11 protein-coding genes are annotated in these 14,521 nt (G+C 71.9%); 5 read left to right on the top strand and 6 right to left on the bottom strand.

What is annotated here, in order from left to right:
* Positions 1 to 63 precede the first annotated feature (63 nt).
* A complete protein-coding gene (locus tag Pflav_RS37745) occupies positions 64 to 1,929 on the bottom strand; it encodes a coiled-coil domain-containing protein (RefSeq protein WP_173041394.1) in 1,866 nt (621 codons plus the stop codon).
* A gap of 151 nt (positions 1,930 to 2,080) precedes the next feature.
* Here Pflav_RS37745 and Pflav_RS37750 point away from each other — a divergent pair, with 151 nt between their 5' ends.
* Genes Pflav_RS37750 through Pflav_RS37770 form a run of 5 tightly spaced genes read left to right on the top strand, consistent with a single transcriptional unit; the run spans position 2,081 to position 10,534 of the window.
* Positions 2,081 to 4,606: a dynamin family protein gene (locus Pflav_RS37750; protein ID WP_232072789.1), complete on the top strand. Its 2,526-nt coding sequence runs from the start codon at positions 2,081 to 2,083 to the stop codon at positions 4,604 to 4,606.
* Positions 4,591 to 7,830 (top strand): acetate and sugar kinases/Hsc70/actin family protein, encoded by a 3,240-nt coding sequence (locus Pflav_RS37755; protein WP_173041396.1) that lies wholly within the window; start codon positions 4,591 to 4,593, stop codon positions 7,828 to 7,830. Before Pflav_RS37750 ends, Pflav_RS37755 begins: the two co-directional genes overlap by 16 nt.
* The gene (locus Pflav_RS37760; RefSeq protein ID WP_173041397.1) at positions 7,827 to 8,030 is read left to right on the top strand and encodes a hypothetical protein; all 204 of its coding nucleotides are present in this window, start codon (positions 7,827 to 7,829) and stop codon (positions 8,028 to 8,030) included. The genes Pflav_RS37755 and Pflav_RS37760 overlap by 4 nt, the downstream gene beginning before the upstream one ends.
* Positions 8,031 to 8,039: 9 nt before the next feature.
* Complete coding sequence (locus Pflav_RS37765; protein WP_173041398.1) at positions 8,040 to 9,260, top strand: hypothetical protein; 1,221 nt, start codon at positions 8,040 to 8,042, stop codon at positions 9,258 to 9,260.
* Positions 9,257 to 10,534, top strand: a complete 1,278-nt coding sequence (locus Pflav_RS37770) for a hypothetical protein (RefSeq protein ID WP_173041399.1) — start codon at positions 9,257 to 9,259, stop codon at positions 10,532 to 10,534. Before Pflav_RS37765 ends, Pflav_RS37770 begins: the two co-directional genes overlap by 4 nt.
* On the opposite strand, the gene Pflav_RS37775 is transcribed toward Pflav_RS37770, so the two are convergent.
* From Pflav_RS37775 to Pflav_RS37795, 5 genes are all read right to left on the bottom strand, one after another.
* Positions 10,424 to 11,152 carry a Crp/Fnr family transcriptional regulator gene (locus tag Pflav_RS37775; RefSeq protein WP_173041400.1) on the bottom strand — a complete coding sequence of 243 codons (729 nt, stop codon included), beginning with the start codon at positions 11,150 to 11,152 and terminating at the stop codon, positions 10,424 to 10,426. The genes Pflav_RS37770 and Pflav_RS37775 overlap by 111 nt on opposite strands.
* A 264-nt stretch (positions 11,153 to 11,416) precedes the next feature.
* Positions 11,417 to 11,989: a hypothetical protein gene (locus tag Pflav_RS37780; protein WP_173041401.1), complete on the bottom strand. Its 573-nt coding sequence runs from the start codon at positions 11,987 to 11,989 to the stop codon at positions 11,417 to 11,419.
* 42 nt (positions 11,990 to 12,031) lie between these two features.
* Positions 12,032 to 12,958, bottom strand: coding sequence for a hypothetical protein (locus Pflav_RS37785; protein WP_173041402.1), 927 nt, complete (start codon positions 12,956 to 12,958; stop codon positions 12,032 to 12,034).
* Positions 12,955 to 13,683, bottom strand: coding sequence for a Crp/Fnr family transcriptional regulator (locus Pflav_RS37790; RefSeq protein ID WP_173041403.1), 729 nt, complete (start codon positions 13,681 to 13,683; stop codon positions 12,955 to 12,957). The genes Pflav_RS37785 and Pflav_RS37790 overlap by 4 nt, the downstream gene beginning before the upstream one ends.
* A gap of 155 nt (positions 13,684 to 13,838) precedes the next feature.
* A complete protein-coding gene (locus tag Pflav_RS37795) occupies positions 13,839 to 14,408 on the bottom strand; it encodes an RNA polymerase sigma factor (RefSeq protein ID WP_173041404.1) in 570 nt (189 codons plus the stop codon).
* Positions 14,409 to 14,521: the final 113 nt, after the last annotated feature.

Consider the following 14,521-nt stretch of genomic DNA (forward strand, 5'->3'; position numbering starts at 1 on the left):
CACAGCGCCGCACCGCCGAACCCAAGGGTCGTCAGAGCTAGCGCGAACACCGCGTACTCCATGTCAGCTCGCCTCTCCATCGCCGGCGCCGACCAGGTCGGCGCCTTCCAGGGCCGTCGGGACGTCCGGGCGCCGGGCCAGATCCCCGCGCAACGCGGCGACGTCCGCGCTGAGCCTCTCCATCGCCTCGGTGAGTACACCGGCGGCGGCCGCCGCATTCGCCGCCGCGCCCAGGTCGGCGGAGAGCTGTCGCACCGCGCCAGCCAGCGCTTGCTCCGTCGTGGTGCCGGCTTCGCGGGCGGCCGTGACGTCGGCGGAGAGCTGCCGTACCGCACCGGCGAGGGCGCCTTCGCTGGCTTCGCGGGCGGCGGCGACATCGGCGGAGAGCTGTCGCACGGCGCCGGCCAGCGCTTGCTCTGTCGTGGTGCCGGCTTCGCGGGCGGCCGTGACGTCGGCGGAGAGCTGTCGCACGGCGCCGGCGAGGGCGCCTTCGCTGGCTTCGCGGGCGGCGTCGACGTCGGCGGAGAGCTGCCGTACCGCCTCGGCCAGAGTGCCGGCGGCACCGGCCGTCCGGGTGGTGTTGTGTTCCAGCGCCGCGGTGTGCTCGGCCGCGCCCGCCGCCACGGCGTCGCGCAGCACGTCACCGGCACGGGCCATCTCACGGGCCAGTGACACGGCCGCCGCCGCGACCGCCTCCTGGTAGAGCTCGGTGACGTCGGTCGCCGCCCGTACCCCCGCGGCCTGGATGTCGGTGGCGAACGTGCCGGCGGCCTCACGCAGGCCGGACGTGGCCGCCTCGATCCGCGTGTGCAGGCCGGACAGCGAACCGTCGATGCGTTCGCCGAGCCCGGAAAGGGACGCCTCGATGCTCCTGTCCAATCCGGACAGTGAAGCCTCAAGGCGGTTCGTCGCGGCGGCCAGCGCGGCGGCGCCCGCGTTCTGGAGCTCGCGTACCTGGTCGAGGGAGGTGGCGGTGGCGGCGTCCAGCCGCTCCGCAGCCGCCGCGCTCGTCGTCGTGACGTCGGTACGCAGCGCACCGGCCGCCGTCTGGAGCGTCTGCGTAGCGGCCCGCACCTCGTTGCCGCCGGACTCGAGCGTGCCGGCGGCGCCGCGCAGCTCGGTAATCGCCGTGACCAGCCGCCGCGCGGTGTCGGCGCTCCGCTCGGCGAGCGTGTCCATCGTCCGCTGGGTACGGTCGGTGCGCTCGACCAGGTCGCCGAGGATCTGTGCTGCCTTGGTGAGCTCGCCGGCGAACCGCTGCGGGGACATCAGCCGCCGGCCGCCGAGCACCCGCTGGGCCCGTACCAGGACCCCGCGCAGCCGGCCCAGCGCATATTCAGCCCGGGCCGCCTCGGCCGCGCGGTCGCGGCGGTCGAGCGTCCAGCCGCCGACGGTCGCGATGATCAGGAGCAGGATGGCCGTCAGCGTGTATACGGCGACGTGGCCGAATGCCAGCGCGCCCGGCAGCGTGCCGCCGAAGCCGTCCTGCCACAGGTCGAGGAACGTCCGGCCGACGGCCATCGCGGCCAGCTCCGGGTCGCGCCGCATCCGGTCGTAGGCGGAGGTCGCCGCGGCGAGGCCGAACCAGGTCACCAGCACCGGCACGAATACCAGCACGGCGGGCGCGAGGTCGAGCAGCGCACGCAGCCGGCCGAGGCGTCGGGGCATCGGGGCCAAGGAGGAGCGGTCCACGTACGCGGCGACGAGGTCGACCTCCGTCCATCCCTCCCAGTCGACCGTGCGGGCGTCCGCGCGTAGCACCGTGGCAAGCGAACGCATGTCGTCGGCGATCGGCGCGAGCGCGGGTAGATCGAGGGCGAGCCGGTCGAGGTCGGCGGCGACCGCTCCCGCCCGCTCGTCCGGTCTGCCGTCCACAACGGACGGTCGAGCGGAGGAAGACGGTGCGGCCGGTGTGGACAGCGTGGTCACGCGCGCTCCGTTAGGGATTCGGTGCCGGGGCGAGTGGCGGTTGTCCTCACCCGGCGGCGGCAGAACCCAGTGAAGCATGAGGAGTGTTCGGAGAATCAATCAAAAGACGGCATCTCTCGGCGCGGTTGTCCGTAGAAAAGACGGTGTGACGATGCAGGAGGTCGCCGCCTTGCGGCGTGATGCCGAAGACCTGTTGACTGCGATCGGCGCCGACCGGTTTCCGGACGATCCGATCGTCGACCAGGTGCTGTCCAAAGTCGACCAGTTGGCCCGCGATCTGATCCGCCTGGCCAAGGATCCGATCACGATCGGTGTGGTCGGCGAGTTCAGCGTCGGCAAGTCGATGCTGGTCGGCACCCTGCTCGGCAAGCCCGACCTGCTCCCTGTCCACAAGAGACCGGCCACGGGCAACGTCACCGCGCTGCGGCTCGAACCCGGCGAGCAGGGGCAGCCCACCGAGCGGAGCGAACACGCGACGGTGCACTTCCTGAGCCGGCAACAGCTGATCGAGTGCGTCGCCGACATGGTCGGGGCGCTGGCCGAGCACGCCGCGAAGACCGGTGTCGACGTCGGCCCGTTGCGCGACTACAACCCGGTCACCGACGGGTGGGAGCGCCTGGAGCACTGGTGCCTGGCGCATCTGTGGCCACAGAAGGGCAACTACCTCGGCAACCTGGAGCAGCGCAAGATCGCACACGAGCTGCTGGTGCTCCGCGACGGCCACCTCAGCGCGATCAGCGTGCTCGGCAAGCCGGTCACCATCGCCCACCAGCTCGTCGCCAAGTCGGCGCTCGACCTCGGCGACACCGAGGAGCTGCCGCGGGCGCTGCCGCCCCGCGCGGTGCTGCCGGGGCTTACCGAGGACGATATGCGGCACGACCCCGCCGCCCTCCGCGTCGCCTTCCCACTGATCCGGCGGGTGGAGTACACGGTCAAGGTGGACCCCTCGGTCTGGCCCCTCACCGGCCTGCGCGACCGCAACGCCGTGGTGCTGCTGGACTTTCCCGGCCTGACCGCCAACCGCTCCGCGCACCGGGACGAGTACCTGAGCCGCATCGAGCTGCGCGATATCCACACCGTGCTGACCGTCTACAACTCCGGGCGGCCGGGGAACGACGTACCGCACAAGTTCTACACGATGCTCGAAGTGCACGACCGGGACGCCGCCGAGCTCTACGACACGATCCTCGCCGTGGGCAACGCCTTCGACCGGCTGGCCCCGCCGACGATCGACGAGACCACCGCCCTCACCCGAGGCCGCCTGCTCGACGCGTCACAGGACCTGGCCCAACTCGTCCACAGCGCCGCCGGCCTGGTGCAGAGCAACCACGATCGCATCCGGGTGGTCTCCTCGGTGGTCGCGATCGAGCGCGAGGGCTACGCGCCGGTGTTCGGCGACGAGGAAGAGGCGCGGGGGCTCAACGAGGCGCGGGTCGACGCGTTGAAGAAGGCCGAGGGATGGGCCCAGATCGGCCGGCAGCTCGCCCTCGGCGACCCCGCCGAACCATGGGCGGCTATCGTCGGCGACTTCGCGGTGGACGGCGGGTTCGCCTCGCTGCGGCGGCTGATCGAGGAGCACGCGCGTACCCACGGCGTCGAGAACAAGCTGCGCAACCTGCGCCGCATCCGCCGCCTCATCGACGAACGCCTGCCACAGCTCGAGGCCCTGCTCGGTGCCGAGACCCTGGCCGATGACGAGTCGTCGCGCGCGGTGCAGCTGCTGACCGCCCTGTTCGACGACTTCCGGGCTCGGCGCACCCACGTGGCCGACTCGGCGAAGAGGTTCCAGGACCCGTACCAGATGACCGTCGGCGACCGCAGCGTGATCGACGCCGCCCGGGAGGACGCGCTGGTGCGCGTGTCCCGCTGGCCGCACTGGCGGGCCATCGTGCGGCGGGCCGAGGGCGGCTACATCCAGCAGTCCACCGAGCGCAAGCAGGTGGGCTGGAGCCCGCTGAAGCGCGAGGCCGACGCCAAGGCGTCCGACGACGGCGACACAACCGCGCTCTTCGCGGCCGACTACCGCACCGCGTTCGTCGAGGCCGCGAAGGCCGCGCGGGTCAGCTTCCTGAAGGCGCTCGCCAGCTGGGTGGCGGAGCAGAACGTGGAGCTGTCGCCCATCCGCGACCGGCTCGGCGAACCCGAGGTGACCGGCCTGCTCGCGCTCGCCGACCCGCGGCTGCGGGAGCTGGACGTGGAGACCGACCAGGAGGTACGGGCGTACGCGTCTGACCTGAGCTGGCTGCCCAAGCAGCTGGAGGGAAGCCTGCCGGACCCCGCGGTGGACGCCTCGCCGAGGGCGGACGCGTCGTTCCCATTGCAGGCCAAGCACGCCCTGCCGTGGCACAAGGACATACCGGTGCCCGCCGACGACGTCCAGCAGCGGCTGGCCCGCCACCAGATGTACCTGTTCCGGGTGCGCCGTGAGCTGGCGAACGCGGTCGCCGACGGCGTCAGCGCCTGGGTGGCCGAGGACATCGGGCGGTTCGCGGCGGAGTTCCAGGAGGTCTGGCGGGACTTCGACGCGGTGCTGGCAACGCCCGACCAGGTACGCGAGGCGTTCACGCCGGCACGTCCGCCGGGCGGTGACCCCCCGCCGGACGACGAGACACCGGCCGATGGTGAGACCCAGGGCTCGCCGCTGCGAGACCTGCTGCGCGAGTGGAGGGCACGATAATGCTCAACCTGGTCTTCGAGTCGTCGAAGCCGCACGTAGAGGCGCTCGACGCAGACCGCTTCCACCTGTACGCCGACGGAGACCGGTATCCGCTGCCCGACGCGGTTCTCTACACCGAGCCCGGCGTCACGTCGGTCACGCTTCAGGAGGTCCGGATCACGGACATCACCCACAATGCGCTCGACCGGGAGCTGTTGCGCGGCGAGGTGCGCACGCAGTGGGAGTCCGCGGTCCGGATGGCCGGCGACGCGACGAAGCGGCACGTCCTGGTCGAGGACCGCGGGCTGACCGCGGCGCTCGTAGCCGCCATGGCCGCCACCACGGGTGGGACGCCGCTGGAGCTTGTCGTGACATGGCGGTACGCATACGCCGACAAGTCCGGGGTGCAGGCCGCGCCGGCCAGGGAGGTCCGCCTCACCTTCGCGGCGCGAAATGAGGCGCCGCCGGCGCGGCCGAGGGGACCATTCCCAGACCCCGACGCGGTACGCCTCGGCGTGCCCGCCGCGCTGCGGCACCGTTCCGGCCGGCCCTCCTACGGCGGCTTCGTCGCCGTCGACTTCGGCACCTCGGCGTCTACCATCACCGCGCTCGACACCCGCCGCCCGGTGATGCGGCCGGTCGACCTCGGGCAGGCCCGCCGGCTGCGCAGTCACATGGCCGCCATCCTGCGCGCGAATGCGCCGGCGGAGCTGTCCGGTCGCTGGCAGGAGCAGCTGGACGAGATACGCAAGCAGGTCACGATCGCCCAGCCCGACGTCGCACACCTCTCCCTGACCGAAGTCGCGGACCGGCTGGACGGCGGCAGTCGCGGGGACGGCGGTGCGCGGCTCGACGCGCTGCTCGACAGCGTGTGCGTCGCGGTGGAGGGCCGCCTCGCCGAGGCCGACGACGCGCTGCGCAAATGGCTGGCGCCGCGTGTGCTCGAGGCGTACGACGACGCCTTCCGGGTGCCAGCGCTCGACACGCTGAGGATGCGCCCGGTCGTGTTCGACAAGGACACCGGCGCCACCGAGATCGCGAGCGCGGTGTCCATCAAGGACGATCGAGAGCTCGACATCGAGCTGCCCTCGCGGGAGCTCGGCGCGATGCGGCAGCTCAAGGCGAGGCTGACCAACCGGAAGCCGATCGAGGGCCGGTTCGGCCGCGACGGGCGGGAGGCGACCACCGACGACGTCATCGCCCACGTCTACCTGCGCCTCGCCGAGGCGGCCGAGCACTTCCTCAGCGACGACGAGGACCGCGACCTGCAACTGCTCAGCCACCTCGTGGTCACGTACCCCACGACCACCCCACCGGAGGCGCGCACCCGGCTCCGCCGCATCGTGGGGCACTGCCTCGACCTGGACAAGGTCGTCACGAACTACGACGAGGGCGTCGCGGCCGCGTTGTTCTTCCTGATGCGCGACTTCGGCGGCGCCCGCGCCGAGTTCGGCGCGGAAGGGCTCCGCGCCCGCTCCCGCCAGGTCGCCACGGACCCGCCGACCTGGCATCAGAACATGCTGGTCGTGGACATCGGCGCGGGCACGACGGACATCGCTCTGCTGCGACTGACGCTGATCGACCGCACCCCGGCCGTGGCGGGCGGCAACGAGACAGTCCGGGGCAAGTACTACGTACTGCTGCCCGAGGTCCTCAACTCCACCGGGCATCCGCAGCTCGGCGGCGACTTTCTCACGCTGCGCGTCTTCCACTGGCTCAAGGCGTCGATCGTCGACGCGCTGCTGTTCGGCCCGGGACATCCGCAGGAGCGCGCGGCTCTGATGACCAAGGCCCGGCAGGCGCTGGGGCTGAGCGAGGGCGAGCTTGCCCCGTTCGCGCCGCAGGTGGTGGACCATGACCACCACGAGCGCCCGGTGCCGCCGGACGTCGAGCCGGTGCTCCGGGAGATCCTCAACACCCAGTGGGCCGAAAACGCCCCACCCAGTGCGCGCAATGGCTTCTACAACCTCTGGGAGGTGGCGGAGCAGGCGAAGATCGCGCTGGGCAGGCTGACCGACGAGGACGACCATTGGCCGGTCGGCGCGGCGGCGCTCGAGTCGGCGTTCGGCGCGATCAACCCCGACCAGTCGCGCACCTGGCTCAAGCTGCTGCCGGAGGAAGGGCTGCGGCTGAGCCGCGCCGACTTCGTCGGCCTGATCCGGCCGGTCCTGTCACAGGCTGTCGGGCTGGCCGGCTCGGTGGTGCGGCATTCGCTCGATCCGGCAAGCGGCGAACGCCTCGACAGGGTCATGCTCTCCGGCAAGACGAGCCTCATGCCCCTGATGCGGCAGGTGGTCGCCGAGGAGCTGTCCGCTGCGGCCGCTGACCCGAAGGGCGAAGCTGTCTGGAACCCCGCGTCGGTCACCGTCGAGGCCGAGTTCGCCAAGGAGGCGGCGTCGATGGGCGCCTGCTGGGCGCACTCGATCGTCGTGCGCGAGACCGGCGTCAAGGGCGACGACAAGCTGCTCAACCTGGGCCGCACGGTGGTCACGATCGACGTGGAGAACCTCTTCCACTCGTTGCCCAGCTCGTTCAGCCTGCTGCGCGTCGACACGTACCACGACGCGCTCCTCAACGCGGGCATGCCGCTGCGCGAGGTCGACTCTTCGGGGCGGTTGGCGGCCCGCGTGGAGTGGAGCGACGAACGGCCGTGGCCGGCGCTGCCGCAGTACGTCGACATACACCGGCCCGGCGACTCCACCCGGCAACTCCAGTGGGGTGTGTTCCGGTTCGAGAACGTCGCCAAGTCGCAGTCGTTCCAGTACGACCCGGAGATCTGGCTGCCGAGCGCCGACGGCACCGGGGGCGGCGCCCGCATCTGCTTCCAGCTCGAGGTCGACCAGGGACTCACCCCGCGCCTGCACCTCTCGAACGGCAAGCCGCACTACTACGTACCCGGTCAGCGGGCCCTGGAGATCCGGGATTTCCTCGACTCACAGTGGTGGGACAGGGCCGAGGGCCGGCTGCGTGGCCTGCCGGCGTCGGTGTGGGTGGTCGGAAGGGCGAGCAAGGGCAACCCGAGCGGCGCGGTCGAGCTCTTCCCGGCCTGGTTGAGCGGCTCGGACGAGCCCACCGCCGCTTACTTTCCGGAGTTCTTCCACGAGCAGCCGGGGCTGGACAGCGAGCCGGTGCCGGGTCGGATCTCCGCGGAGCTGCCGCCGGCGCCGGCCAACCGGGACTACCGGTTCTTCCTGCGGCTGCCCGGGGCGGAGAGCGGGAGCTGGGCGACATCCAGGCCACCGTGAGCGACGGGCGCACCTCCCGGCATGTGGTGACGCTCGACGTACGGGGGCGGCTCGAACTGCACCGCGGCTACCCGTCCTTCCTGACAGCGACCACACTGCGCGACGTTCAGGACTGCCCTGGGGCCGTCTACCGCACCGAGATGGAGCCCGGGGAGCGGGGGACCATCGCCGCATGGGACCCGTACACCGGCAAGCACTGAGGGAGAGAGATGTCGGTCGACAACGCCGATTTCACCGTGCCGCCGGTCGTCAGCCAGCTCGCGGCGCTGGAAAGGTGGCTGACAGACGCCTTCTCGACCGACGGCCCGCCACCGCCGGACGAGCGGCTGGCGGCCTGGCGGCAGATGCTGAACGCCGCGGACCGGGCCCGCAGCGCGCTGCGTGAGCTGGCCATCGAGGTCCGTCAAGCTGGCGGGGCCCCGCCGCCGGTGCCGTGGCCCGCCGACCCCTTCGCCGTCGAGGAAGTGGAGGCGGCGGCGGCGGAACTCGAGCTGGAGTCCCAGAGCGAGTCCCCGCCGGAGTCCGGGTCCGCGGAGCCGATCGTCGAGTCGAAGCCGGTCGAGCCGCCACCGCGACCCGAGGAGCTCTTCCGGCAGCGGCTCGCCACAGTCTGGACTGATGACGGCAGCTACGAGATGTACGCGGCGGCGCTCCTGCCCGACCCGGACGGCGCCACCTACGCCGAGCTCTGGCGTGCGCTGCATCTGGCCGATCTCCGCGTGCCCGGCACCAGGCAGGTCGGGGCCGGGGCGGTGGCGGCGCTCGCGGCGGCGCAGGAGGAATACGCGGAGGTGGCGGGCGAACAGGCGGCGTGGCAGCTGGACCTGGCGCCCGAGCCGCTTGCCGACGAGAAGCTCGTGGGGCTACTGCCGGAAACGATCGATCCGGCACGGCGCCAGCTACTCGACTTCGCCGCCCAGGTCAGTTGGCTCCTGGAGAACGACCGGACGCTCCGGCACGGTCTCGCCGACCTGCCCAGCGGTGAGCTACAGGAGGTGGACGGGCTGGTTCAGCGGAGCCACCGCGCCTACCTGGAGGGGGCCCTCGAAAACCTGGCCAAGGCCGAGCCGGGCTCGGCCGAGGAGTTCGACGCGCTCCTGAGGATCGACGAGCTGCTGCGCGGCGTCGTACCCGTTCCGCTCCCGGCCCAGGAGAGCTGGTGGATGAACCAGCTCGACCACAGCCTCCAGCTGCTGATCGACCACCCGGGCGGCACGATGGTCCGGCCGCCGGACGTGCCGCGCCCCTACCGGCCGGCGTTCACCGGAACGAACTGGAGCAGCGGTGAGCTGCTGATGCGCGTCCGCAAGGAGCAGGTCCACCTCATGAAGCCGGTTTCCGACAAGCCGGGTGACGTTGTGTGGATCCTGCGACTGCCCAGCAAGGGAAAGCCGGGCCGCGTTGTCCAGATCCCGAGCGGCCTACGGTGACATCGGCCGGCGAGTTCGGGCGCGAGCTTCGGCGGTGGCGGCGCGCGGCTGAGCTGTTCGACGCGCTGCCACCCGCCGTCGCGGAGGGCTCCGTGCCGCCGAGCCTCGCCGCGGACGTATCACTCGCCTCCGCCGAGCCGGCCGACGCGCGACCCGTCGACCTGCGGGTCGTACTACTTCATGCCGCCGGCCACGGCGTCGGCCGGCTCGCCGAGGCGTTAGCCGGCCGGGAGATCGTGCCGCTCCCCCGTGGGCGAGTGCTCTCGCCGGTGACGGCCGCGCTGCCGCTGCTCGTCGTCGACTCCCCGGGCCGTTCCGGTCCAGCGCTGGCCGCGCCGCGCGAGCAGTTGGCGCGCCGGCCGGCACTGCGCGGACTGGCCGCCCGCATCGGGCTGAGCGGCCTGCCGGCGGACGGTCTGGCCCGGCTCGACGTGGCGTTCGGCGCGGCGACCAGGTCGCCGGACGGCGCGCGGACAGTGCTCACCGGTTTCCCGGTGCCGGCGCCCGGCCCGCCCGACCCTCAGGGGTACCCGGACGAGTCGCTGGTCCGGAGCGCCCTGCTCGACGCGCACGCCGTTGTGGTGGCGGTCGACTACACCGACCTCGTGGCGGACGCGACGACGGCCGGCGACTACGCGGCGGTAGCGGCCTGGCTCCCGCTGGCCGTCGACGTGGTCGGCCCGGACCGGGTGGCGGTGTGCATCGACGGCTGGCACCAGCGGCGCACCGCCCCGGAAAACCGGCGGGACTGGGGCCGGCAACGGGCTCGGCGGCTGCTCGGTATGCCGGCCGTGCTCCCGGTCGACGCGATCGTCGAGGTCGACACCGGCCTGGCGCTGGCCCGCCACGCCGACGAACGGCTCGGCGCGCTCCGCGAGCGGCTGCTCGGACCGTTCCGCACCGACCCGCGCGGGGCGTTCGCGGCCGCGACCCTTCGCCGGCTGCACCGCACGGCACGAGCGATCGGCCGGCGCTGCGACGACCTGCTAGGCGTTCTGCCGGACGGGGCGGCCGTCGCGCCGGTGGCACCGGACTCGGTCACCGGGCCGGCGTACGCGGCGCAGCGCCGAGCGTGGCTGGTCGGGCGCGGCGTGGGCCCGTTGGCCGCGCGGGTGGCGGCTGCTACAGCCCCATCCACGCGGTCAACATCCACTGTGGACGACTCAGGCGGTACGTCCGGCGACCGGCTCCCGTACGGCGGCGCGTCGCAGGGCGGCCGCGTCGTGGACGAGGATGCCGCGGTAGCGGGTCATGATCGCGCCCATCCGGCGTAGCTCGGACAGTGCCCGTTGCACGCTCACCTCGGAGGCGTCGACAAGCGACGCCAGCTCGGCTTGGGTCAGCTCGATCTGGGGTTTGTCCGCGTCGATCGGGTCGGGCGTCTGGTCGAGAAACTCGGAGAGCACCAGCGCCAGCTTGGTACGTACCGGCTCGCCGATCAGCTCGACCCGGCGCTTGGTGCTGTCTCGCAGCCGCCGGGCGATGCTGCCGCTGAGCACGATCGCGGCGTCCCGGTGACGGTCGAGGAACGCCAGGAACTCGAGCTGCTTGATCACGCGGACTTCGGCCGGCGCGGCGGTCGTCACGGTCGCCGAGCGCGGGTGGTCGTCGAGGCAGGCCAGCTCGCCGACCAGGTCACCGCAGTGGCGCAGCCCCAGCAGGACGTCCCGGCCGGACTCGGTGGTGGCAACCACCTTCACCGAGCCGCGCAGCAGCACGACCACGTGGCGGGTCGTGGCGCCCTGCGCGATCAGCCGGCGTCCCGCCGGGTACCGGCAGGGCGCGCCGAGCGCGAGCAGGTCGTCACGGGCGGCGGGGCTCAGCGCCCCGAGAAGGCTGTGCCGCGGCCAGCGCGGCGGGGCCTCAGGGAGGGGCGATAGGAACCGTGGCATCCACGCCTCACGAGTAGCGAGCCTGCGTTTGGGATGTGTGCGCTCCGTAGACTGTGCGCACCCACATAATGGCGGAACGTGATGGGTCGAGCGTCTGCCGTTCAGTCAGGTTGCACCGGAGTACGGCAGCCGGGCACGGGCGGGAGTCGCCGACAGGGAGCCGTAGCGGTAGTTCCGCCGGCCGTTTGTCCGCGCTCCCATCATGCGAACCGCCGCGGATTCCGTGACTGTCCACTGACGACACTCGCGGCGACCCCGTCATCCTCACAGGCAACCCTGCACGAGGTAGGCGGCCGCGGCCACCGCCATGCCGCAGATCCACCAGATGGCCTTGATAATCAAGCGGTTCTTTGCCGTCGCGATGCCGGCCAGCAAGCGGTTGTGTCGCCAGGCGTCCGCGACAAGTTCCGCCGCTGTAACAGCGCCGGGCGCTGGCGGATCGGTTTGGGCGACCGTCGGGAACGCGAACGGGTTAGGGGCGCCGAGTATCGGGATGCGCGGCCGCAGCGCGCGTACGAGATACGCGAGCGCCGCTATCCCGCACGCCGCGAAGCCGGCGAGGTTGATCGCCAGCAGCGCGATCCCGACCGGGGTCGCCTCGGCGGCGATGGTCGCAGGTGGCTTGCTGACCACCGTGGTTACGCTCGCCAGGTAGATAACCAGGAGCACGTTGATCTTGCTGTCCGCCTGGCTGATCGAGGCCTGGAACGACACGCCGATCGCGCTTGCGATCTGGAGCTCCTCGACCGGCGTGAGCCGAAGCGCGGCGGGGGAGGGACGGATCGTGTCCATGGCGGCCTTCCGGTGATGGTCCATTGAGGACACCACATCGGCCACGCGGAAACCCCGTCAAACGCTGCCGTCCGGGCCCAAGAATTCTCAGTGGCGAGGGTGGTGGTCGACGGTGCCGCCGTCGTCGTGCGGGCCGTCGTACCAGATCGGCGGGATGTGTAGATGCCAGCCCGGCTCCTCGAGCGGGGCTGTGGTTTCGGTCGCGTCGTCGGCGACGACGAGCCCACTATCCGCGTCGTCAGCCATGGGATCGTGCGACGTGACCGGGTCGGGCGGACCGTAATGGTGTTGGTGAGCGCCGCTGTCCGGCGGGTGGCCGAGATGGTCGAGCGCACTGGTCAGGAACGCGCCGCCGGCGAAGGTCGCGGCGATCACGTCCTGCGCGTTGACCGTACGGCGGCTGGACCCTGGGCGGAGCCGGCCGGGTGCCCCCTCGGCACGCGACTGCGGCACCGCCACCCACGCGCTGCCCGCGTACTCCTTCACAGTGACCGTGACCTGGCTGAACTGCTCGCTGGCCAACCCCGGATGGTCGCGCCCGACCACGTCCTGGAAGAGGGCGTCGGTGACCCCGACGGCGAAGTCCCGGTCGGGCCGAGCGGTGAGCGCCGCGCGTAGCGCCGCCGAGTCGACGAGGCGGGCGGCCTCGACCACCGCCGGGCCGACGAAGCCCACGTCACCGACCTGGACCGCACCGCCGGCGAGGGCGCCGCGCATGCGTACCCGCTCGGCGCCCCGCGCGGACCAGTTGAGGGTGGCGAGGCGGTCGGCCACCGCGTGGATGAACGCGGGCAGCACACGGGGCAGGTCGACGCCGGTCGGCAGCACGATGAGCTGACCGTCGCCCCGATCCTGCCGATCGCTGCCCGTAACGCTGGCCCGAGCGCAGGCGTGGTCCACGATGTCGCGGATCTGCGACTGGATCCGTAGCTGCTGGGTCGGCGTACGGCCGCTGTAGGCCTCCACGTCGACGACCGCGCAGATCCGATGTGGACCAGGTGGCAGCCCGGTCATTTCTCCTCCTCAAGGGCCATCGCCTGGAGCGCCTCCAGGTCATGCACGACCAGGCGGCGGTAGCCGACCGAGAGCAGGCCGCGCTGGCGCAGGTCGGTGAAGACCCGGTGCACGCTGGCCTCGGCGCCGCCGACCAGCGAGGCGATCTCGGCCTGGCTGAGCGGCACGTCGATCGCGATCCCGCGCGGGCCCGGCCGGCCGTACCCCTCGGCCAGCTGGCACAGGACCCTCGTCAGGCGGGCCGGGATAGGCGCGCCGGTCAGATCGATCCGAAACCTGGTGGCCTGGCGCAGCTTGGCGGTGATGTTGCGGTGGACCGCCCTGGCGGCCGCCGGCCGCTCGGCCAGGAAGGCCTCGAACGCCCGCGGCAGGACCGCGCTGACCTCGGTCGGCATCGCGGTGGCGACGGTGGCCGAGCGGGGCTGCCCGTCTAGCGCGGCCAGCTCGCCGACGACGTCGCCGGCTACCCGGATGGCCAGCAGGGTGGTGCGCCCCTCGCGGGTGTCGCCAAGCACCTTGACGCAGCCGTCGAGGATGACGTAGACCTGCCGGTCGGTCGCGGCCTCGTGGATAAGGGTCACCCCGCGCGGCACCATCCGGCGGGTGCCGATGCGCAGCAGCTCCCGCAGGTCGTCGTCGGCCAGCCGCTCCAGGAGCGTGCCGTACGGCCACAGGGCCGACGACTCGGGAGGCACCTCGGCCTTCCGGTCCGGACTCGTTGGCATCGCGCGGGCTCCTGCTGTCCAGAATGTACCGGCATCACATCGCGGGGCCGTTCGCGCCGAGAATACGGGGCGCGGGAGGCACGGAAATCCATATGCACGGCGAGACCCGCGCGCCGAACGGACAATCCGCGGCCTTCCTTCACCGCACATGCCGTTCAAACGCGCTCGGCACGCAGGATCGCGGCACGTAAAGCACTACGAGAACGGCGTACCAGAGTGCGTACCGTCGCCTCCGGAATGTGGCAGAGCTCGGCGATCTCGGCGTACGGGCAGCCGAGGCGGTCGGCCAGCACGCTCACCACGCGGTACCGCTCGGGCAGCAGAGCCAGCGCCCAGCGCAGCTGGTGCTCCTCGACCACGACGCTCTCCGCCGAGGCGGTGTGTCTGTCCAACCAGGACGGATCATCGGTCGGTGCGGGCCGGCGCCCGCGCTGGCGGTAGCCGTCGACCGCGGCGTTCGCGGTGATCCGGTATAGCCAGGTGCGCACCGTCGAACGGCCGTCGAACGCGGCGATCCGGCGCCAGGCCTTGATCATGGTTTCCTGTACGAGATCGTCACGGTCGAACGGGTCGTCGTGGTACTTCCCCGCGAACGCCTCCAGATCGCCCCGGTAGCGGGCGATGAGCGTGGCGAACGCGTCGTCGTCTCCCGCGGCACTGCGATGTACGAGACCGGCGTCGACCGTGTCCAGCGCGGCGTAGCGGTCCAATGTGGATACAGGCATCAGCACTCCAGCCGGCAGAGGGCCCGCCCAGGATAGGAGCGTGAGGTTCCAACGATTCCGTCAGATGATGGCGTTGCCGCTGGTACATCCATTCGGGCGGCGCGGCCCGCCGG

Source organism: Phytohabitans flavus, from assembly GCF_011764545.1.
Classification (GTDB): Bacteria; Actinomycetota; Actinomycetes; order Mycobacteriales; family Micromonosporaceae; genus Phytohabitans; species Phytohabitans flavus.